Below are 20,328 nucleotides of genomic sequence, written 5' to 3'. Positions count from 1 at the left end.
AATGTGCAGTTTCTCTTGAACGAAGACGACGATGGCCACTTACGCATCAGCTCGAACGTCCCACCGCAAAGACCAGCTTCCGGCGGATTTCAATCCGGAGTTCACGCTCAACCACTGTGTCATCCGGGGCGAGGACGTCATGACGGCAGTGGACGATATTTCCCGGTTTGTTCGCTCACGTCTGGCCCGGGCCGGATGCCCTAACGAGATGGAAGACGTCCTTCAGGACATTCGCATCGCCGTCTGGTCTGGAGTGTCGCGGGGACAGTATCAACAACTGCCCGGCATCCGTTTCGGGGCATGGGTCCAAGGCATCGCCAAAAACGTTTGCACCGCTCACATCGCCAAGGTATCCGCCCACTATACGGTTCCCCTCTTCACAGAGGAATCCGACGACCACCCGGCCTTCGACCGCCCACAGGAGGCCGTGGCGGAGCCTGCCGGGGTTGCCGATCGGGAGTGGGCTGTGAATATTCTGAAGCTGACACGGATGTGCGTTGGTGAAGAAGCCTGGGGCTCAGCCATGTTCCTTCTCTTGGATGACTACGACGACAGCAACGGCACAGCAATCCCCGTTACAGGCCGTTCAGACACACCGGCCTACCGCCGAGCGCGCAGGGATCTAAAATTTGTGCGCCAAGTGGCGATCACAGTCAGGAACGCGCTGGCCGTGGTGGATTCAAACCATGAAAACGCGAAGGTGATGGCCGTGAGCGCCTCGAGTTGCCTACCCACCGAGTTGCACCGGACCATCGCGGCAACGATCGTTGCCCCTCGGCTGAGCGGACCGGAAAGGCTGGCCGCCCTCCCCGTCGTAGCGGCCAAGACCAACGTCACCCCTCGGTACGTCGCCGTGCAGACCGGACGCGCCAGGGCGCTATACATGGCGGCACTGAGAGTCATTCGGATGTCGCAACCTGCTCAGGCCATGCCCCAATAGTTCCCAAGCCAGGGATTCGGCCGCGCTCAGGCCTCTGCGTACCTGGCAATCTCGTGCGGATAGCGGCAAGTCGCGCCCGCGTAGTTCGGATGCGCACGACGGCGTGGCTTGACTTGGCTTGGGTTGTCGCCGCAGATCTGCCGAGGCTGGGTCATGCAACGTTGTCCCCTTTACTGCATGGATGGGTAAAGGAGGTCTCCAATGCGCGGAACATCAGCATGGAAAAGCTACCTGCCCCGTTCACGGCGACAGTGGTTCCTAATCGCACTACTGGGAACCCTGACAACCGTGGTCATCACCTTGTTATTGCCACTAGGCGCCAACACTTCCCAACGGGCCACCGATGTACCGACATCCCCACCTCCGGCGAGCCAAACGGCAGCAGGGCCGGGTCCTGCAGCCGGAGTGAACCCGGCGCCAGCTGATGTTGCTGTGTCGCCAGGGGAGCCCCAAACCCTCGATTTCAAGGCGTATGCCGAGGACACTGCCCGCGCCCTGTACACCTGGGACACCCGGACCTCAAGCTACACGCAGGTTTACTCGCATGTACGCAGCTGGTGGATCGTCCTGCCTGATGGTTCAAACCCACTCACCGTGTATACCCAGGAGTTCGAGGGAACCGGCATCAACTCGGCGGCATTCGCTCAACTCTCCGCCTACGGGGCCCACCGGACGGCCACAATCGTTCAAGCCAGCTGCGACAAGGCGTTGGTGCAATTTCGGGACCACCCGGCCCCATGGGTCGGGCTGCATGTCTGCACCATGACGGTCAGCGTCACCGACCGCTCCACAGCGGATCCGCACAAGACCGCCTACCACATTCCGGTCAGTGTCATGGTGAACTGCCCACCGGCGGCAACGGCTCCGGCGCATCGTTGCGCACTCGCCGGTTTCTACACTTCTGCCAGCAGAATCGTCTACTGATGCCCGCGGCAGCTCTGGCTGCGATCGCGAAAGCGCGACTGATCCAGCGAATACTTGCCGCACTGGTATTTGTGGTCCCGGTGGGGATGGCCGCCCTGCTCGGCGGAACCAGCATCCTCGTTGCCCAGATCGCAGGTACGAGCTCATCCTGCACGTCGGCACCACAAGAGTTGGCGTTCGTCGGACCGTCCTTGCAACCAGCCGTGCCGCTGAGCAACGGCATCGGGAACCTGGCTGTCCCGGGGCCCGACGGCGTTCCTCTGACACTTGACCCTCGGCAGCAAAGCGTCGCCGGAAGCTACCTGTCGGTGGGCCAGTCTTTGGGTGTTCCGGCGAGGGGGATCCAGATTGCCATCATGGTCACTCTCCAAGAGTCGGGGCTGAAGATGCTGGCCAATCCTGCTGTCCCCGAATCGCTAAGTATGCCGCATGATGGTCTGGGCTACGACCATGATTCCCTCGGATCAGCCCAACAACGCCCCAGCGCTGGGTGGGGGACCGTCCAGGAACTGATGACTCCCGCCTACAACGCTGAAGCGTTCTTTGGTGGTCCGCGCGGGCCCAACCACGGGTCACCTCCCGGGCTCCTGGACATTCCGGACTGGGCATCGATGGGTCTGGGACAGGCAGCCCAAGCTGTACAAGTGTCCGCGTTCCCGGAGCTCTACGAACGTTGGGCGCCCACGGCCCTAGCCGTCATGGCCTCCGTCAGCGGGAAGGGCACCCCGCAACCATGCCTACAAGGGGCCCCATCGGAGGACCCTGCTGCACCGCCGGTTCCGGCCAACCTGAGCGCCACCAGGCAAGCAATTCTCCACTATGCCCAAGAGGGTGTTGGCGGAAGCTATGTGTGGGGCGGAACGGCGTTCAAGGCGTGGGATTGCTCAGGCTACGTGCAATGGATCTACACCCAGGTAGGGATTGCGCTGCCTCGAACGGAACAGTGGCTGGCTGGGCACCCCACGCTGGCGCCGCAGCCAGGAGATCTGGTGGTCCAGAACCCGGATGGGCCGAACCACTGGGGTCATATCGGTATTTATGCGGGGGCGGGGATGATGTACAGCGCCTTGAGCCCCTCGGTGGGCACGCTGCTCCACCCTGTGAGCTGGAATCCCGGCACACAATACTTCACCCTTCTCGGACCGGAACCGGCTGACTAGTGTTCGACGGCGAGCACCGGTCATACGGTTTAGCGCCGGTCAGCCCATGGAAGTGGAGAAGCAAACGCAAGGTCTGCCTCTACCCTCCGGATGGAGTAGTGTCATGAATTTCGCGCCAGTGGACCCCGGAATCGTCCCCAACGGAGATTTCCCCTTCTTGGACTCCCTCAAGCAGATCGGTGGAGGAATCCTGGTCGGAGCCTTCATCGTCATCGCCATTGTCGCCATCATTGGTGCAGCCATGCTTTTGGCCGGCAAACTCAGCCAATCATCCCGACTGGCCTCGGGTGGTGGGATGATCCTTCTGTGGACCGGCCCCATAGCCGCGATCCTTGGCGGGATAAACGGCTACATCCTCTGGTCTCAGACTGCCTTCCACCTCGGGTTCTGAGCGTTCGTAATGCCAGCGCTGGAGTGTACCTTCGGGGGATGGTGGCCCCTAGGTTGCGGGATCGCGTCCGCGGCCAAGGACACAATCAATGACAGTATTAGCGGCTTCTTTGCTGGAATCTTGGAGAGCATTGCATCCTGGCTGTGGTCCTTCATCTCCGGGGCGTTCGGTGTCTCCAACGTCGATGATTCCCAGTGGATGGCGGTCCAAGGACTGACGAGCTGGTGGATCGTGGTCATGATGACCCCGTTGGTGGCCGTCATGATCCTGCAACTGGTCTCGGGCCTCATCTCACAACAACCACGCCGGATCTGGCGGGCACTGATCGGCGGTGCCGTTGCCGTGCCCGTTGTTGGTGGGGCCGTGTATCTGATGCAGGCCCTGACCCATGTCAGTGACAGTGCCTCAACAGCGCTGCTGGCCACGATGGGTCCAGATCCCTACGTGGTTTTCATGCGACTCTTTGGATTTGAAAGAGGGCCGGATGGTTCCGGTCAGGCCTGGATTGTCAGCCCGATCGGAGGGCAAGCCACGACAGGGGACCAAGTCACCGGCACCATCGTCATCACCGTCCTAGCAACACTGATTGTCTGGGTGTTGGCGTTCATCTTGATGTGTTCGATGATCTTCCGCTCATTCGCCCTGATCGTGCTGGCAGCGGTTGCCCCGGTCGCGCTGATGTTGATGCCGTGGGAAAAGACGAAGTCCTGGGCGGGGCGGTGGTGCGAGATTGTCGTTGCCCTGCTGCTGGCCAAACCGCTGGCAGCGACTGTTCTGGCCGTCGCCGTCAAACTGTATGCGGATTCCACCTCTTTTGCCGGGATGGCTGCCGGCGCCGTGGGCATGTTGCTTGCCTGTGCAGCACCGCTGATGGCTCTGAAGCTTGTTGGCTTTGCCGGTGGTGAATTGGCGGCAGCGGCCCAATCTGCGGGTGGAGGTCATCTGGCCCATACGGGGGCAAGCTTTGCTGGGCGGCAGTTGGGGCAACAGCTCCGCGGGCACCACGTGCTCACCTCCGGTAGCGGCGTAAAAAGCCCGAAAGTGGTGCAGTCAAGCGAGAAGCCTGAGACGGCCCATATCAAGGATTCTGCTGATTCTGGTGCGGCGTCCTCGCCTGAGAAGCCCAAGATTCAACAACGTCCGGCGGCGACACCTCAGCCTCCTACGCCGCAGGCTCCGACCGCACGGCCTCCTGCCGCGGAGGCGCCTACCGCACAGTCTCCCACTGCGTCGGGTCCAAGCCAGGCATCGGCTACCCCAGCACCGGGTCGAAGCCAGAAATCTGGACAGCCCCGTGCGCCCCAGTCGCCGCCGACGGGGAGCCCCGCCCCGGCGACAAAGAACAATCCGGCTCCACCGCAGCAGGCCAGCCCCGGTGTGCCGCGACCAGGAGTAAGCCCGTCGAGTCCTGCCAGCGCTCGTCCTAGCCCATCGTCTGGGCCCAAGCCGCGGCCACCGGTAACTCGGCCCAACAACCCACCCATCAGGCCACCCCACACTGGAGGACATCATGACTGAGGACAGCAACGCCTTGCAATCGGTGAGTTTTCCTCGGCACGAACGCCGAGGCGTCATCGTGGGATTGCAGTGGTACCAACTTGCCCTCGCTGGCGGCGGCGTTCTCATGGCAGGGGTGTCCTCGGCTATCGGCGGTCCAGCGGGATTTCTGCGCTCAAGCCCGGTCTGGATCTTCCTGTTGCTCTTTGGTGTGCTGCAATATGCGAGAACCCCGTATCCCCTCTGGGCGCTGACCGGGACCCGGTTTCTGCTACGAAGGCTGACCGGGCAAACCACCTATTTCCTACCCACCGAGGACCCGGTCTCGGTCGGCACACTGGTTCTCCCTGGCGGGCTCGCGTCCATGGTCATTCATCGAACTGTCTACGGTGAGTGCTTTGTGGTGGCTGCCCAAGCCCATGAGGCCTTCGCAGTGCTGCGCTGCCGTGCCCGAGCTTTTGCCCTGCTGGATGATGACGACAAGGCATACGCCGTCCAAGGCTGGTCCCGGGTGCAGGCCGCTTTGGCCAAAAGGCCCGTCGTGGCCAGAATTGCCATCCAGGACCACACGGTCCAGTTTCCGGCCACGGCCCTCCAAGACTATTACGACCAGCAAGTGACCTCCCGTGGCGATGGAACCCCTGCCACGAGTTGGGGAGACAGCTCATATAAGGACCTCATCGCTGCGGCCGGGACGGCATCGAGCCATGAAATTCTCCTGACATTGGTGTTGAACACCGCCAAGGCCAGACGCCGGATCCACGACGCTGGCGGCGGGGCCCTCGGGCTGGAGAACACCCTGCGCTCAGAAATTCATGCCCTGCGCACCGGACTCAAAACCCACGGGGTGATCGTTGAGGAATGGCTCGGAGACAGAAGCTTCGCCGCCATCCTGCGCGGAGCGTTCGACCCCGAATCGGTCATGCGCATCTCCCAACGGACCGGGGACTTCAAAGGCGTGGACCCGAGCCAAGGCGGCCCCATGGCGTTGGAGGAACACTGGTCCTACATCCGCACCGACAGCGGCTTCCACCAGACTTTCTGGATCGCGGAATGGCCCCGCCAAAAAGTCTTCCCCGGCTTCCTGCACCCGCTGGTCTATGTCGGCGGTTTCCGGCACACCGTCACCCAAGTCATCAAAGCCATCCCCACCGACCAGGCACTGAAGGACATCCGCTCGGCCCAGGAAGCGCATGAGACCAGGCGGCGGATCAACGCAAAGTTTGACCGGCCCAGCACGCGAGAACAACGAGCTGAGGAAGAAGAAGTCCAACAGCGCGAGGAAGAAATCGTCGCCGGCCATGGTGACGTCCGACCCGCCGCGTACGTCACCATCACCGGGGACTCTTTGGAGGAACTCTCCAGCCACCGCCAAGAACTCGAATCCGCGGCCGCCAGCGCCTTCGTCGACCTGCGGCTCCTCGTCGGCGAACAATGGCCGGCCTTCATCGCCGGAGGAGTACCTCTGGGAAGGGGATTGAAGTGAAAACCATGAAGCAGGCTGTCACCTTTATTCCAAGCCATGAGTGCCGCAGCGACCGGAGGAAACGCCGGGCGCTGCAGGAGAAAGCCGTCGCCGGCGGGCAGGAACCTTTCTGGAAAAAGATGGGACTGTTGGCCGGCGACGAGGAAGGACCCTCCACCACGCACCAACAGCCATTCGGCACGCATTCGCTCAAGGGCCCACACCGGCTGCACCCGGCCCCGCACCGTGCCTCCACCATGACCTTCGCCGCCGCGTATCCCTTCATCACCGAATCCGGGCTCGGCCACGAAGGCACCTATATCGGCAGCGACGTTTTCGGCTCCGGAGCCTTCTCCTACGATCCCTGGGTCCTCTACGACAAGGGCGTCATCAGCGGCCCTTCCATCGTGATCATTGGCACCGTGGGAACCGGCAAATCCATGTGCGCAAAGTCCCTCGTCGCCCGCTCCATCACGCTGGGCCGTAAAGCCGCCGTCGCCTCCGACCCCAAAGGGGAATGGGTTCCTGTGGCGAACGCTGTTGGCGGGAAGGTCATCTCCGTGGGCCCTGGTCGGCCCACCAGGGTCAACCCGCTCGATGCAGGTCCCCGCTCCCGGGACCTGTCCAACGCGCAATGGCAGGCCGTGGTCCGGCAACGACGCCGACAGCTGCTGGTGGCGCTGGTCTCCCTGATGAGACAGGGTGTGCCGATGCATCCGGTGGAGCATACCGCTCTGGACATGGCACTGACCGAGGCGGTTGCCGCCAACGAGACACCGACACTGCCGATGGTCCTGGGATACCTGCTCAACCCCTCGAAGGAGACCCGGGAACTCGTCGGACCTGATGGTGGCCGGGCCGTCGCCCATTCCCTGCGGCGCACCGTCTCAGGGGATCTGGAAGGCATGTTTGACGCACCCTCCACAGTCTCCTTCGATGCCGATGCGCCGATGATGGTCATGGATACCTCGGCCCTGATCGGGGCCTCGGAACAGGCGCTGTCTTTGGCCGCCGCCTGTGGGGCTACCTGGTTGGAAGCGGCCATCACCAACCCCGACGGCGGCAAGCGCATCGTGGTCTACGACGAGGGATGGCGCATGCTGGCCGACCCGTACATGTTGGTCAAAATGAGCGAACAGTGGCGGCTCGCCCGCACCTACGGCATCGCGAACCTGCTGATCATGCACAAGGTGGCGGACCTCAATGAGATCGGAGACAGCACCAGCGGCCACCGCCAAAAAGCCCTCGGCCTACTCACCGAGGCGGACACTCGGATCATTTACCGGCAAAAGCACGACTCCATGCGCCTGACCAAGGATGCGCTCGGACTCACCGAGGCCGAATGCGGCCAAGTTGAAGAACTGCCCAAGGGGGTCGGGTTGTGGAAGGTCGGCAACCGTTCCTTCATCGTGGCCAATCAGGTCACCAGCGATGAACTCGCAGTCTTCAGCACCGATCACAGGATGATGCCATGAGCATCGTGCACGCAGACTCCACACCGCTGGTCACCGTCGGACTGTTGTGTGCGGCTGGGTATGTCGGTTTCAGCGGCCTGACCGCGGCGGCCGCGAACGTTGCCTCCCAATGGAAGTGTGGGCAGGGGTTGAGCGGGCCACCCAGCCCAGTCGCGGCCGTCGGACTTTTCACAGGCGACTTTGCTGCCATCGGGCAGCCGCCGCCAGGATGTGAGATGGGAGTAGGCGCCGTCTGGGTCCTGCTCAGCCCGGTGCTGGTCCTGCTGCTGGTGGCCGTCCTATTCGCCTTTTTCCTGTGGCGGAGCTGGCGCCAATCCGGGGCGTGGCTGCGCCAAGACATCCTCGGCCGGGACGGCATGGCCCAGCGGGCCGAAGTGGTGCGCGAGTACGGCCGGCGGGCAGCCCTCAAACGGGGCAGGATCACCCGCCCCGGACTGAAACACCCCAGCTTGTCTGACGTTTCCTGGACCCTGGGCACCTCACGGGGCACCAAGGTTCACGTCTCCACCGAGGAATCCATGGTCATCCAAGGCGCCCCACGCTCCGGCAAGGGACTCTTCGTTGTCATCAATGCCATCTTGGATGCACCGGGAGCGGTCGTGACCACCTCCACCCGTGCCGACAATCTGGCCGTCACCATGAAAGCCCGCGCCACCGGTGGGCGCCCCGTGACGGTCTTTGACCCGCAGGGCATGTCCGGACTGGCATCCACACTGCGGTGGTCCCCGGTGCGCGGCTGTGGAGACCCCGATGTGGCCGTCCGCCGGGCCCTGGTCATTTCCGCGGATTCGAAAATGAGCGGGGAAAACGCGGCATGGCAGAAACGGGCACAAATCGTCCTGCAATGCCTACTCCACGCCGCAGCCCTCTCCGGGGAGGGCATCCAAGCCTTCCGCCGCTGGTCATCGAACTCCACATTGGCCACCGAGGCATTGGACATCCTGAACGGGCCACGGGCCGCCCTCGGTTGGCATTCAGACCTGATGAGCATCCTTGACGACGACCCCCGCAACACGTCCAACTCATGGATCGGCGTCTCCGCCGCTGTCGCGCCTCTGTCCTCACCTCGAGTCCTCGCCGCGCTGGACCCGGCGAACCGTGAGGACGAATTTGATCCCAAGGCCTTCATCCGCGACCGCGGAACCCTGTACCTGATCGGCACCAAGTCCGGGGCAGCAGCAGCGGGACCGTACCTCTCGGCATTGATTGATGACATTGACGCCGCTGCCAGGGACATGGCCTTCACCGCCCCGGGCGGCAGACTGGATCCGCCCCTGTCCCTGATCCTGGATGAAATCGCGAACCTCTCGCCCTGGCCCGGACTGCCCATCGTGCTCTCCGACGGCGGCGGCATCGGGATCTCCACCATGGTCGTGCTCCAATCGCTCTCCCAGGCGCGCTCGGGCTGGTCCATCGAGGAAGCCTCCACTATTTGGGAATCAGCCATCATCAAAGTCATCTTCGGCGGCGGTTCGGATGAGCGGGACCTGCGCGATCTGGCTTCGCTGCTTGGGGAGCGGCGCCACACGTACAGGACCCACTCATGGTCATCCCAAGGCAGGCAGGAGGGGGAACAGATCAGGGATCTGCCCGTCATTGCCCTGCATGAAATTCGGCGCTTGCCCGCCGGGACAGCCCTGATGCTGGGCCGGCGCACCCGCCCCATCCTGTTGGACCTACGCGGCTGGCATCAACGCCGCGACGCAGCCGCACTGGGCCGCTCAAAGCTCGAGGCCGAGGACGCCCTCGCCCAAGGTCACATCCATCAACAAGTCGTGGAGCAGGAGGCCCGTGATGAATCCATTTGATGACGACGAAGCAGCCGACCAGCTCTTCGGCGACCTCACCACGGACGAGCCTCCCGAAGGGCCTACAGGCGGACTGACGGATCCTACCTATAGGTGGCGAGACCTTGACAGCGTGAGCGCAACTAAAGCGTGGAAGGCGTTGGGTGGGTGGGTGTCTTGGTTCGTGGCCACCTATCGGATGACGACCTCTGTCGTCCCGGACTGCTGGTGGCGGCACCCGGAGCTCGTCGCCGAGCTGTACGCCCTGCAAAAGGCCGAACTGGCCTCCTACACGCCAACAGATCCCGGCTTCGGGCCACTCGGCTTCCACGAACGGCTGCCCCTGGCCATCGAACGCCTGAGGCAGGAAACCAGAACCATCGGCTGCGTCGGGCTCCAAGTCCACCGCGAGATCAGCCCCCGGCTGCTACGCACTGATGATCCGGACTTCCTGGCATGGGTAATCGAACCGCACCAAATAGCGTCTGAAAATTCAGGCGACGCCGGTCATGTCGTTAAGGGCAGTTCGCGCCATGGATAAGTATCACCGCAATCACGGGGATAACTCTTAGAAGTAAGGGAGGCGGCCGTCGTGGCCCCTACAACAAACGAACACCCGGACAGCAAGGAGGAAGTGGGCCAGCACCCAGCCGGCCCACGTCCGAGCAGCGAAGAACGACTGGCCGGTCTAACCCAGCAACTGCAGACCCTGCTGGAGAACGCCATTTCCACACCCGGACGCTGGCACATGCTCCTCGACACCTCTGCGACCCTGTGGCGGTACTCCGGCGGCAACATCGCCCTGCTCATGGCCCAAATGGAAGAACGCGGCCAACAGCAACCCCTGCTCGTGGCAGGATTTCGCGAGTGGGAACGCCACAGCCGCAACGTGCTCAAAGGAGAGCACGCCCTATGGGTGCTCGCACCACGGACAGGAGTCAAAAACACGGAAGCGAACCCTGAGACTGACGCCAAGCCAACACCCGCTGTTTCCAATCAGGCCAGCGGCAACTCCAAGGAAACAGACCACCGCAAGATTGTTGGGTGGCGGGCCCAAGCAGTTTTCGACGTGTCCCAAACGGAGGGACAACCCATCTACATTCCGCGCCCCATGGTAGGTACCGGATCTACACCCACCGGGTTGTGGTCATCGCTGGTGAAATTCGCCCAAACACGAGGATTCATCGTGGAGCAGTCAATGATCCAATACGGCCTCTCGAGCGGATACACAGACTTCGCCGGCCACAAGATCCAGATCGGCGGCTGGCAAGATCAGCAAGAACGAGTCGCCGTGCTGGCCCATGAACTCGGCCACGTCTGCCTCCACGGCCCTGACGACAAACTCGGGAAACTCTACGGGAGCGGTCTGGACCATCGCGGCCTGGCTGAAGTGGAAGCCGAATCTATAGCTTACACGGTGTTGCGCGCACACGGCATCGATCGCAGCGCACAATCAGGCAGTTACCTCGCAGGATGGGCCGATCAAGTAGTCGCCGTCGAGCAATCCAAGCTGACAGGCCCAGCTACCGCGAATGAACCAACGAGCAGGCTCGAGATCGCCCGCTCCACCCTCGCCCGCGTGACATCCGCTAGTCGCGCCATCCTGGAAGTCACACAGCCACACAACCTGGGCGGCAAACCCACCACGGCCGGTGTGGCAGTCACGTACGAATACGGTGACCTCACCGGGCCAGCAGCCAGCCACCAATCAGTCAATGCCGCGCTGAATCTGGACGTGTCATAGGCCAAGCAAATCTCCCGGCCGGGCACCCTGGCGGGGATCAAGAAAGGTAGGGAAAGAAAATGAGTACCAGAATCCCAGTCACGATCAACGGGAATCTCGTTGCCGACCCGGAACTCACCTTCGGGGAGTCCGGCATTGCCCACGCGAAGCTGCGCGTCGCCGTCAACCTGCGCTTCCAGGCAGCCGACGGCACCTGGCGCGACGGCGTCCCCGTCTTCCACAACGTCTCCGCGTTCAGGGCACTTGCAGAAAACATTGCACGTTCTATGAAGAAGGGCGACCCGGTCATCGTCTCGGGGGAATTGGAATTCAGGTCCTACGAAAAGGACGGCGCGCAGCACGAAGCCCGGCGCATCGTCGCAGAAGTTGTCGGCCCTGACCTCAGGTTCGGAACAACCTCGTACGAGCGGACACCCAAACCAATCCCTAGGATAAACATGGGAAACCCGGAACATGTCCTTCCAGAGGCGGTGGATACAAATGGTTCGGGGTGGGTGCCGACAATGCCGTCCACATCTCCATTGGCGGGAGGCGCCAGCTCAAACGGACTGCATGTGTGATTCCGTAATGGGCAGTGGCGATTCGACTGACAGCAGTCGGACAACTTGCGCGTCGTCAGGCTTAGCCGCCGCTATGGCGGTGGACTAGTGGCGCGTTGCAATTCGGGAGTAGCCGGCCGACTACTTCAAAGATTGCTATGAAGTGACTTGTAACTAACCGCGGATGCACTCATTCAGCCAGCGAGTTTTGAGACATAGTTATAAGAATCGCCGGTCGCGGACGAACCCGCACGACTCCGCGAAAATTTGAGAACTGCCGCCGTAGTGACCGCCGGTTGGTGAGACATCTCGTATCCCTAGAGTTGAAAGACGAGATGATTCGCCACCGGCTGAACCTTATGATCGCGGCTGCTCCGCAGCTAATTGTTCCCTAGGGTTGTTGCAGGAACGATCAGGCTATGGCAGGGTCACAGGTCTGAACAAGATGCTCGAGCGAGGTGGGTCGGTATGAGTTTCAAGGTGGTCATGACGTACTCGGATGGGGATCGAGAGGAGCCCGATGAGGTCTTCTCGACAGAGAGCGAAGCCGAGGCGTTCGGGTTAGAGCAAGTTAGCAACTTCGACGCCGGCGGTGAAGTTCTCCATTTGTCGAATCCAGGTGATTACCCGCGCCCAGTGAAGGAGTAGAGGCAGACTACGAGGTGTTCGAAGTCGAAGGCTAATTCTGTCGACGACGTACCCCGCACCTCACCGCAAGAGCCGAGCAGCGGACATGGTGGCGCTTCTGCGTGTCCTCCCATTTGATTGCAAGCTAATCGACGACCCTTGCTGCCGTAGGCTAATATGAAATTTCGCGGTGCGGTGCCGAGACGTACGACGCCCTTCGCGAAGCCAAGGGCTAGGGGAGGTTCATTTCGTGGAAAAGAACAAGCTGGATGGGGTCACATTCAACAAGCTGATGGATGAGTTTGGTGAGGATGCCGCAGCGGAGACGCTCAACGATGTCAACGAGGGGAAAATACGCGCTGAGACGGTCGAGAAGTACCTCTACACAGACGAGACGAAGGAAGATTACGCTGAGCGCCTACGCAGTGAATAGCGACTAATCGCACGATTAGGGGTGTGTCGATGTAGCCGAATATCGCATTGCCTGCCCGAGACGCGGGCGTAGCGATGAGAGTGTCGGTCTTGAGGGCAGTGACACATCGGCTTCACCGAATCCTTGTGGGCAATTTCATCGGGCGGGGTAAACGGGTATCCCGCCAACCGCGTGGGCGCGGCATCGCGACTGGAGGCGAGGCGCCCAGTGGCCGCCCCCCCTTCCCTTGGGAGTTGTTTTTGTCGGTGGCAGGGTAATGTTCGAAGGAGGGCACGCCTCCAATGAAGCCTGGGCTTGGCCCGATAGCGGGACTGCCGTCAGCTCGGCGGGTTTCTCCACTGCTGCTCATCAGACATGATTCGCTCCATCACGTGAGTGGCAGTGGGTTGCCGCGACAAACCACACTGTTATCAGCTATCAGTAGACGTCATATCTGTATGAGAGGTTGCGCAGCGGGATTGAAGTGTCGTACTCGCCGAAGCTTCCCCCACGGTTGCGCCCTCGCTCGGCAATCAAATGTAGGTTTTTGCGGGCTCGGGAGCCAACCACGTACAGCAACCGTTTGGCACCATCCAGCTGATCGGCGTCGCTGAAATGCGGGACCATTCCGTCCATCAGAGCAAATGCGATTACGGTGTCGAACTCCGCTCCTTTGACTCCATGAATGGTCGAGACCGTGATTCCTGACCTCGGGCGGAATACTTTTCGAAATACTTCGATGTCCGTCGCGAACGGCGTATCCTCTCGGAGGAGTCGATCGATACGTGTCTGCGACTCCCGGAAGAAGGCCTCGTGCTGCCCGACGAGCGTGGATACCGTCGAAAAGTCAATTCGGAGCCTCTCGAAAAACTGGTCGAAGTATTCGCGCAGGTAGTCGAGCCCATCCAGAGCAGACGGATGGATACCATTCGACAGTCGGAGCAAAGACCTTGGGTCTAGATCCTCGGTGCTGATTGATGCCGCGTTCAGTTCGCTTAGGATTTCACGCGCCCAGCGAAGCCTGGATACAAACATCCTTGGCGATGCTTCGGTCAGCCCAATCCTCGCGAGTTTGTACCAGAAATTGTCGTGATCTCGAGCGAAAGGCATCATCCCCGGACCATCAAACTCGAACTCAGGCAGGGCGGTTACGAGCGATCGCGTTAGTGAACCTAGGTGAGCCCACCAGGGAGCCAATACGCATATTTCACTCGGATCTATGCCTAGATCATCGACGTTGTGGCGTATGAGCCGAACGATCTCATTTTCGAGACTAGATCTCTGGAGCTCTTCATTGAATGTCACCTCGCTCAGATAGCTGACATGGGGTGAGGCAGGAATGATGGGGCTTCCGGTCACCTTGAAGTTGCTGAAGTATTCGATGATCCGAGCGGATGACCGATAGTTCTTTGACAGCTCCATTTTTCTAATCGTCATTCCGGTCTGCACAGAGTAGTCCCGGGGGTCCACGGCGTAACCGCCAAGCGAGGAAAAAATGGCCTGGTTGGGGTCGCCGACTATCAGCGTTCGCACTCTACCGCCGCCGGCCCGGAGTATGGATGCAATGATCTCGTACTGAATCTCACGGGTATCTTGATACTCGTCGACCGCGATAAAGGCGAAGACCTTTGCAAGGAGTTTGCTGATTGCGGGGCGGGATTTCACGAGATCCAGGGCATACAGAAGTATGTGCTCAAAGTCGAGCATCCGTCCGCTCTCGAGTTTGGCAAAGTACTGATCGAGCACGGCGTTCACGGCCCGATGCTTTCTGGTGTCCTGCACTTGGAGCACCCTGCTGGACGTCGTAAAGTGAAAACCACAGTCAAAGAACGAGATTCGTGGACTAGAACCAGAACACAGAGGAGTAATGATCTGCTCCGACTCGTGCGAGTTGATGATCTGAAATCCGTTTTGAAGTTTCGGGTGGTAGATCCCGTACGGACGAATTATCCACTCAAGACAGAACGAATGAATCGTCCCAATCCAAAGCTGTTCGGTGTCGACACCCAACTCCGTGATGCGCTCTTCAATCTCCTCGGCAGCTCGATGTGTGTAAGTGATCGCGACGACGTACCGGCGCGGAGAGGTGAGCTTCTCTAGTTCTGCCGCTACCTTGTGCGTCAAGGTTCGGGTCTTGCCGCTTCCAGGGCAGGCGATCAGAACAACGTTTCCGGTCTCCGTGATTGCGTCCTGCTGTTCCCGGTTGAGAAGGTCTTCGGTCCGGCTGTTCATTGCACGTAAACCTCGAGGAAGTCGTTGATCTCATCGTCTGGGAATATCTGTTTACTGAGAACAGCAAGACTTTTGAGAGTTTTCGTCCCTTGGCGGAAGTGCCCGAGTTCTTGAGCAAACTTCTTTGCATCGCCTTCATCGCAGGACCCTTCTTTGACCAGCGTGTTAAGGCGGTAGGTCAAGATATTGAACCAGACCTCATCCGACAGAACCGGATTCGCGAAGTGGATGGCTTCGATCACATACTGAGGTACCGAAATGTGGGGCGTGACTGTTGATGCCAACAGCACGGCGAACCACCCCTTGCCGTGAATCTTAGCCATCCGCAAAACAACATTCCCGAACCGGGCGACGTCTCCCGAGGCCAATGCCGTATTTGCAGAGTCCTGGTAGCGTTCGGTCTCCCAAGTCTCCCCAACAAGACCTTTGACCAGCTCTTCATTTCCACTCGCGACAAAGTCGACCTCGAATGTATGTGGCGCGTAGAAGACGTCAACCCATTGGTTTTCTATAGCAAATGCGTCGAGTCGTACTTTGCGCTCCATGCCACTTTTGGCGGATCCAGCCATCTTTTTGCGCCTTGTGGCGCGAATCTTATCCTTCTCGTCCGGATCAATCACCTCGATGGGTGCATCCAGGTCGGTGATGATTGCACAGCGCTTCCGTATTCGCTCGTCATGGAAAAGAGATGCGACGTTTTCAAAGCCGGTACTGCGAATGTTAACGAGACTCGTCCCAAATTCATCGAGGCCGATCCCCAAAAGCTTTTTGATCATGACGGGAATGAGGATCTCTTCTGCATCCCCCTCGACCAAGACAACGCTGCGTGCGAAGAGCAGGTTGCTACGAACCGCATCGAGGTATCTCTGGATGTTTCGGACGAGCTTCTCATCAAGCCCCTTCGCCGGCTGGAACGCTTCCACGACACCGGACTCGCGCCCGAGGATGTTCATGTTCTTGACATTGCTGACCTCGGAAATCTGGGTCGAATGCGTCGAATAGATAATCTGCGTCGCGTCGTAGTTCAGGCGGTCGAACAGGGTCTTCTGGATGTGGGTATGGATGTGCGCTTCGGGCTCCTCGATGAGAAGGAAGTTTGCAATCGGAATTGTGGCCTGAGAGTACTTGAACTCCAGCAACTTCAAGGTCAAATAGATAAGGTTCGCGCCGCCCAAGCTCAGTTGGTGGATGCCTCCCTCGAAACCCTCTCTGTCTTCCCCCACGAACAGTTTCAGGGACTGGAAGAGTTGATCCGCGTCTGACGGTAGGTCAGATCGAATATGCAACGATGATGGCGAGTAGGCGTCCCCGACAGTCTCTCTTATCGTCTGTCTGATGTCCTCAGTTATAACGCCAACATCGGGCCACTTTTCGATTGACTGATTGAGGTCGACGACCTTGTCGGCAATTACCTTAAAGGCGGTGAGATCGATCGCGCCGCTCTTACTCTTCAGAAGATTACGGAGGGGATTAGGACGGTTCTCCTGAAAGTCGCGGACAACGTCGCGCAGGGCCGGTACGAAAGAGAAGGAGATTTCTTTGGCGACGGACAACTGCTTCGGCAATGCGGCACCGATCTCGGGCGGATGGATTACGTCACCAAACTCGACTGTGTCAAAGTCTCCGACCACGGACTTGTAGAAATTCGGGTCGACGAAGTCTCCGGTACTGCGGCCGGTGAAAATTGTTTCGTAGTCAGCGATCGTAATGTTCTTGCGAATTGCCGCAAGACCAACGCGGTCTCCAGAGGTCAGCTGCGATAGTTCGTGTCTAATTTCGCGCCGCGGACGGAAGATCAGGTTGTAGGTAGCGCGCCGGACGGCGCTCTCATTAGCCACACCGGTTCCGTGCAGGAACAGCGCTTGGATCGATTCGTCGTCACTGACCTCGTCGAATTCGATGCTGATAACGATCCAGTGTCCCCGCCAATCTCCAAGTGAACGGTGAAAGTCTTCCTCGTTGAGCCGGTATGCGGAGGGAAGCATGTTGGCGTCGAGAAGCAGGCGGACTGCACGAAAGAGATTGGTTTTGCCTGCACCGTTCTCCCCAATCACGGTGTTCACGCCAGCCTTGAAGTCCAACGCAGCCGCAGCGAAGTTTCGGTAGTTGACCAAGCTTAGTTTCGAGATATGCAATTGGGCCTTCCCTTTTCAAAATCATAGTCAAATTCCCCGCTACTGCGTGCGCGGGTCATTTGGCTTCCTTTCGCATGCTCTAGCTTGAACACGCCGAATGGAGCGCTAACTAAGCCTAGAGGGCTAGGCCAGTATGACGGTGCGGCTTCAGCCCGCTAAGCGCGACATGCCGCTGTATTTCTACCGGTGGTGTCCGCTGACGGGCCGGTTCTTGCAGCACAATAGTTGGCGTCGAGTGAACCAGATCCGCCTCCGCCTTGTTTTCGAGCGTAATCTGCCGTCGTTGCAAGGACTATGTTAATCATCGCCAAAAGTAGCTGGATAGAGACAACCTGCCCCTATGTTGACGTCTCAAAGCCGGACTTGTCGGAGTTCTTCCACGTCAAAGGCGTCTTCCAGACGCCATGAGTGTCTTATAACCTAAGCGCCTCGAAAGCCATAGGTTACGAGAGCTCTCGCGGCTCCAGGGAAGCCTCACTGTATTCTGAGGATCACCTGCGGATTGCGATGAGGCAAACCCGGCTAGATCCCACCCAAATTATCTCGATGTTCACAAAATGAATCAGGGGTATTGCGAACATACCGATGGGCATGCAACTTGATGCGAGAATCCGACAAAGCCCCCTTCGCTCATATGAAGTCAAGAGAAGCTGAATTAGAAGGGTGGAGAGTTAGGGCGCAACGTTCGGAAGTTCCAGAAAGAGGGAGCGAGCTTCAGCTGGATGACGCCGGATTCGATGAGCATCCCATCAGCGAGATGGCGCGCATAAGCCTAATCTCAGCCGGTGAGCATCTTCGTTTAGCTTGGACAGCAATCTTGGCTGGGCAGCTTTACCCTATTGCGCACTTCACTACGTTGCGGAGCGCCCTTCTTGCTGCGTCGCAGGCTGTCTACATTCTTGGTCCTGACGAAGGCAGTGTGCGGCGTGGACGCGGGCTGGCTGCAGTGGCTGAGTCTTACAAGAGAGCACGACAGTTCCACAAAGAAACTCTCAAGCACCCGGATCTTACGGACGGCGAACGTCAGGAGATCGAAGCCCACGTTGAATGGTTAACAACTCGACTGGGTGAGACGAGGCAAGCCGGTGCCGAAATCTCTTTGAACATCTCGGACGATGTCATTCCTTACGCTTCTAAGTTGGTCTATGGGATGAGCAAAGATCGTGAGCTTGGGGTGAATCTGTTGTGGCGAAAATTGAGCGGGGACGCTCACGCATTGACGTGGGCTGTGGCGCAACGCACGACCTTCAAGTCGGCTAGAGCAGGACAGATCCTTGGCGAAGGCATCGTCTGGGGATCTTTGGAAGAAGTTTCACAGCCTTTCGAGGCCTCATTTCAGATCCTGAGGCGAGGCTGGTCCCTATATGACCAGAGGTGTGAGAAGTGACGATGAACTAGCCGGCGCTTAGGGTGAATAACGCACTTACGTCGGATATTCGACTTTTTCACAAGCCACCCCGAAGGATGCAGCTCGCCCTGACGCTTACGACCATATCAACGGGATAAGTGCGGCGACGGTGGTGGCTATGGCAGTCAAGAACGTCGCCAACTTTGACGCACGAGCCGCAAATTTCTCTGCATTGCCGATGCCGTCTTGGGTGTTCTTCGAGTACACGGACATGATGCGTGCTCTTTCCGCGTCGGAGAACCCCATAAGCTGCTCTGGCGTAGGAAGTGGTTCAGACCTCGCCATGTTCTCCTCCAACAGAGCATTCGCAATCTTCTTTATCTCTCCCCGACGAATCGTCCGAAGCGCGACGAAGTAAGCGATCAGTACGAAGGCGAACAGTACGATGCCGATGAGGATGGGGATCACTTGATTCAGGGTCAATAGTCCGAAGATGGTTGCGTAGATCAGACTTGGGACAGCAAGGATAACGATGGTTAGAACACCCGAGACTGTGCGGGTTCCGACCTCACGCCAAAATGTTCGCTCAACCGCCCACTCAGCGGGCCAATTTCAGGCACTCGACTGTTGGGGTGACTGCAGATTGGCATTTGTCATTGAATCAGCATAATGGGGTGACGGGCCCCGCCAGTAAGCCAGTCGAAGAGGGGTGTAATAGCGAGAAGAATCCTAAGTCCCAAGCGCCAGCGCGGGGCGGCAAATGCCAGTAAAGGGTAGTCCGGGCTAGTTGGTGGAGCGTGTGACCGTAGGATGACTCCGGCCCGTTGCCTTAAAGTACAGGGCACCTGGCCTGACCAATCTGGGGAAGTGTCCCACTTCCAAGGATGTGGGACACTCCCTGGTGGTTTCAGCTTTTGGTTAGAAGGCGCGTTTTGCTACATCGACTCTGGTTCCGTGAGTGAGTGCTGAGCGTAGTTTTTCTTCGGTGACCGGAGCCGCTGGCGCTTCCATGAGGTCTTGGTCTGGGGTGGAAGGGTCCGCAAGATAGATGCGTGTGTAAGCGGCGGAATCTGGCTCGAAGCGCCAGCTATCGGCGAAGGCGCCAGTGTCGAGAGCATCGAACCCAAGACGCGCGATGAGGCTGGCGGCTTCGGTGGCTGCTTGGGGGTAGTTGCTGGCAATAGGAAGCGTTGACCGATCGGGAGCATCAGCGGGGCGGGCCAGCTGGGGGATGTGGTGGGCCAAGATGTTATTGAAGGCCTTCACCAGGTGGACGCCTTGGAAGCGCTGTTGAATCAGTTCACTGGTGGTCAGGGAATGGTCGTCCAGCTCGGCAATCCGCCCATCCCTTGAGGGGTAGTAGTTGCTGGTGTCGAGAACCGTTTTCCCTTGCAGGAGCTCAACTGGAATGGACGGATGGGCTGCAAGGGGGATTGACAGCACTACGAGGTCTTGGTTGGCTGATTGCTCAATGGTTCCGGCAGTGGCAAAGGGGCCAAGCTCGGAGACTAGTTTGGCCAGGCTTTCCGGGCCGCGTGAGTTGGAGATAACTACGGGTATTTCGCCTGCTACGGCTAGGCGGGCGATAGCTGCCCCGATGTTTCCACTTCCGATGATTCCAAGGGTAGTCATAGTTCATCCTGTTCTCGATG

At 59.5% G+C, this 20,328-nt stretch carries 17 protein-coding genes; 13 read left to right on the top strand and 4 right to left on the bottom strand.

Annotated features, from left to right (window positions below; translation table 11 throughout):
- Positions 1–31 precede the first annotated feature (31 nt).
- The 12 genes from CVS28_RS05265 to CVS28_RS05205 all read left to right on the top strand — a co-directional run bounded on the left by CVS28_RS05265 (position 32) and on the right by CVS28_RS05205 (position 12,982).
- On the top strand, positions 32–940 hold the full coding sequence (locus tag CVS28_RS05265) for a sigma factor (protein ID WP_103480901.1): 909 nt from the start codon (positions 32–34) through the stop codon (positions 938–940).
- Positions 941–1,141: 201 nt separating this feature from the next.
- A complete protein-coding gene (locus CVS28_RS05260) occupies positions 1,142–1,864 on the top strand; it encodes a hypothetical protein (protein WP_103480900.1) in 723 nt (240 codons plus the stop codon).
- A complete protein-coding gene (locus CVS28_RS20115; RefSeq protein ID WP_103480899.1) occupies positions 1,864–3,024 on the top strand; it encodes a C40 family peptidase in 1,161 nt (386 codons plus the stop codon). Before CVS28_RS05260 ends, CVS28_RS20115 begins: the two co-directional genes overlap by 1 nt.
- 103 nt (positions 3,025–3,127) lie before the next feature.
- Positions 3,128–3,415: a hypothetical protein gene (locus CVS28_RS05250; RefSeq protein ID WP_103480898.1), complete on the top strand. Its 288-nt coding sequence runs from the start codon at positions 3,128–3,130 to the stop codon at positions 3,413–3,415.
- A 120-nt stretch (positions 3,416–3,535) separates the two neighbouring features.
- Positions 3,536–4,933, top strand: a complete 1,398-nt coding sequence (locus tag CVS28_RS05245; protein WP_103480897.1) for a type IV secretion system protein — start codon at positions 3,536–3,538, stop codon at positions 4,931–4,933.
- Positions 4,926–6,398 (top strand): SCO6880 family protein, encoded by a 1,473-nt coding sequence (locus tag CVS28_RS05240; protein ID WP_103480896.1) that lies wholly within the window; start codon positions 4,926–4,928, stop codon positions 6,396–6,398. The genes CVS28_RS05245 and CVS28_RS05240 overlap by 8 nt, the downstream gene beginning before the upstream one ends.
- On the top strand, positions 6,395–7,852 hold the full coding sequence (locus CVS28_RS05235; RefSeq protein WP_207797163.1) for a VirB4 family type IV secretion/conjugal transfer ATPase: 1,458 nt from the start codon (positions 6,395–6,397) through the stop codon (positions 7,850–7,852). The genes CVS28_RS05240 and CVS28_RS05235 overlap by 4 nt, the downstream gene beginning before the upstream one ends.
- On the top strand, positions 7,849–9,660 hold the full coding sequence (locus CVS28_RS05230) for a type IV secretory system conjugative DNA transfer family protein (RefSeq protein ID WP_103480895.1): 1,812 nt from the start codon (positions 7,849–7,851) through the stop codon (positions 9,658–9,660). The genes CVS28_RS05235 and CVS28_RS05230 overlap by 4 nt, the downstream gene beginning before the upstream one ends.
- The gene (locus CVS28_RS05225; RefSeq protein ID WP_103480894.1) at positions 9,647–10,180 is read left to right on the top strand and encodes a hypothetical protein; all 534 of its coding nucleotides are present in this window, start codon (positions 9,647–9,649) and stop codon (positions 10,178–10,180) included. The genes CVS28_RS05230 and CVS28_RS05225 overlap by 14 nt, the downstream gene beginning before the upstream one ends.
- Before the next feature lie 51 nt (positions 10,181–10,231).
- Positions 10,232–11,383, top strand: coding sequence for an ArdC-like ssDNA-binding domain-containing protein (locus CVS28_RS05220; protein ID WP_103480893.1), 1,152 nt, complete (start codon positions 10,232–10,234; stop codon positions 11,381–11,383).
- A gap of 59 nt (positions 11,384–11,442) precedes the next feature.
- Positions 11,443–11,943 carry a single-stranded DNA-binding protein gene (locus CVS28_RS05215; RefSeq protein WP_103480892.1) on the top strand — a complete coding sequence of 167 codons (501 nt, stop codon included), beginning with the start codon at positions 11,443–11,445 and terminating at the stop codon, positions 11,941–11,943.
- Between the two features lie 856 nt (positions 11,944–12,799).
- Positions 12,800–12,982: a hypothetical protein gene (locus CVS28_RS05205; protein ID WP_103480890.1), complete on the top strand. Its 183-nt coding sequence runs from the start codon at positions 12,800–12,802 to the stop codon at positions 12,980–12,982.
- Between the two features lie 417 nt (positions 12,983–13,399).
- On the opposite strand, the gene CVS28_RS05200 is transcribed toward CVS28_RS05205, so the two are convergent.
- Both CVS28_RS05200 and CVS28_RS05195 read right to left on the bottom strand, forming a co-directional pair.
- Positions 13,400–15,193 (bottom strand): UvrD-helicase domain-containing protein, encoded by a 1,794-nt coding sequence (locus CVS28_RS05200; protein ID WP_103480889.1) that lies wholly within the window; start codon positions 15,191–15,193, stop codon positions 13,400–13,402.
- Positions 15,190–17,328 (bottom strand): AAA family ATPase, encoded by a 2,139-nt coding sequence (locus CVS28_RS05195; protein WP_103480888.1) that lies wholly within the window; start codon positions 17,326–17,328, stop codon positions 15,190–15,192. Before CVS28_RS05195 ends, CVS28_RS05200 begins: the two co-directional genes overlap by 4 nt.
- Before the next feature lie 601 nt (positions 17,329–17,929).
- Here CVS28_RS05195 and CVS28_RS05190 point away from each other — a divergent pair.
- Positions 17,930–18,715, top strand: coding sequence for a hypothetical protein (locus CVS28_RS05190; RefSeq protein ID WP_103480887.1), 786 nt, complete (start codon positions 17,930–17,932; stop codon positions 18,713–18,715).
- A gap of 96 nt (positions 18,716–18,811) precedes the next feature.
- Here the strand turns inward: CVS28_RS05190 and CVS28_RS05185 are convergent, their stop codons facing one another.
- Positions 18,812–19,144 carry a hypothetical protein gene (locus CVS28_RS05185; RefSeq protein WP_103480886.1) on the bottom strand — a complete coding sequence of 111 codons (333 nt, stop codon included), beginning with the start codon at positions 19,142–19,144 and terminating at the stop codon, positions 18,812–18,814.
- 450 nt (positions 19,145–19,594) lie between these two features.
- Positions 19,595–20,308 carry an NADPH-dependent F420 reductase gene (locus CVS28_RS05180; protein WP_103480885.1) on the bottom strand — a complete coding sequence of 238 codons (714 nt, stop codon included), beginning with the start codon at positions 20,306–20,308 and terminating at the stop codon, positions 19,595–19,597.
- Positions 20,309–20,328: the final 20 nt, after the last annotated feature.

This window comes from Arthrobacter glacialis (assembly GCF_002909415.1).
In the GTDB taxonomy this organism is placed as follows: domain Bacteria; phylum Actinomycetota; class Actinomycetes; order Actinomycetales; family Micrococcaceae; genus Specibacter; species Specibacter glacialis.
Note: the sequence above shows the minus strand (reverse complement) of the source record. Positions and strands in the feature narration are given on the sequence as shown.

Bases quoted from the DNA above. Each gene is read 5' to 3' on its own strand.
- CVS28_RS05265 (WP_103480901.1), top strand. From the start codon at position 32: ATGGCCACTTACGCATCAGCTCGAACGTCCCACCGCAAAGACCAGCTT.
- CVS28_RS05260 (WP_103480900.1), top strand. From the start codon at position 1,142: ATGCGCGGAACATCAGCATGGAAAAGCTACCTGCCCCGTTCACGGCGA.
- CVS28_RS20115 (WP_103480899.1), top strand. From the start codon at position 1,864: ATGCCCGCGGCAGCTCTGGCTGCGATCGCGAAAGCGCGACTGATCCAG.
- CVS28_RS05250 (WP_103480898.1), top strand. From the start codon at position 3,128: ATGAATTTCGCGCCAGTGGACCCCGGAATCGTCCCCAACGGAGATTTC.
- CVS28_RS05240 (WP_103480896.1), top strand. From the start codon at position 4,926: ATGACTGAGGACAGCAACGCCTTGCAATCGGTGAGTTTTCCTCGGCAC.
- CVS28_RS05230 (WP_103480895.1), top strand. From the start codon at position 7,849: ATGAGCATCGTGCACGCAGACTCCACACCGCTGGTCACCGTCGGACTG.
- CVS28_RS05225 (WP_103480894.1), top strand. From the start codon at position 9,647: ATGAATCCATTTGATGACGACGAAGCAGCCGACCAGCTCTTCGGCGAC.
- CVS28_RS05215 (WP_103480892.1), top strand. From the start codon at position 11,443: ATGAGTACCAGAATCCCAGTCACGATCAACGGGAATCTCGTTGCCGAC.
- CVS28_RS05200 (WP_103480889.1), bottom strand. From the start codon at position 15,193: ATGAACAGCCGGACCGAAGACCTTCTCAACCGGGAACAGCAGGACGCA.
- CVS28_RS05190 (WP_103480887.1), top strand. From the start codon at position 17,930: ATGCGAGAATCCGACAAAGCCCCCTTCGCTCATATGAAGTCAAGAGAA.
- CVS28_RS05180 (WP_103480885.1), bottom strand. From the start codon at position 20,308: ATGACTACCCTTGGAATCATCGGAAGTGGAAACATCGGGGCAGCTATC.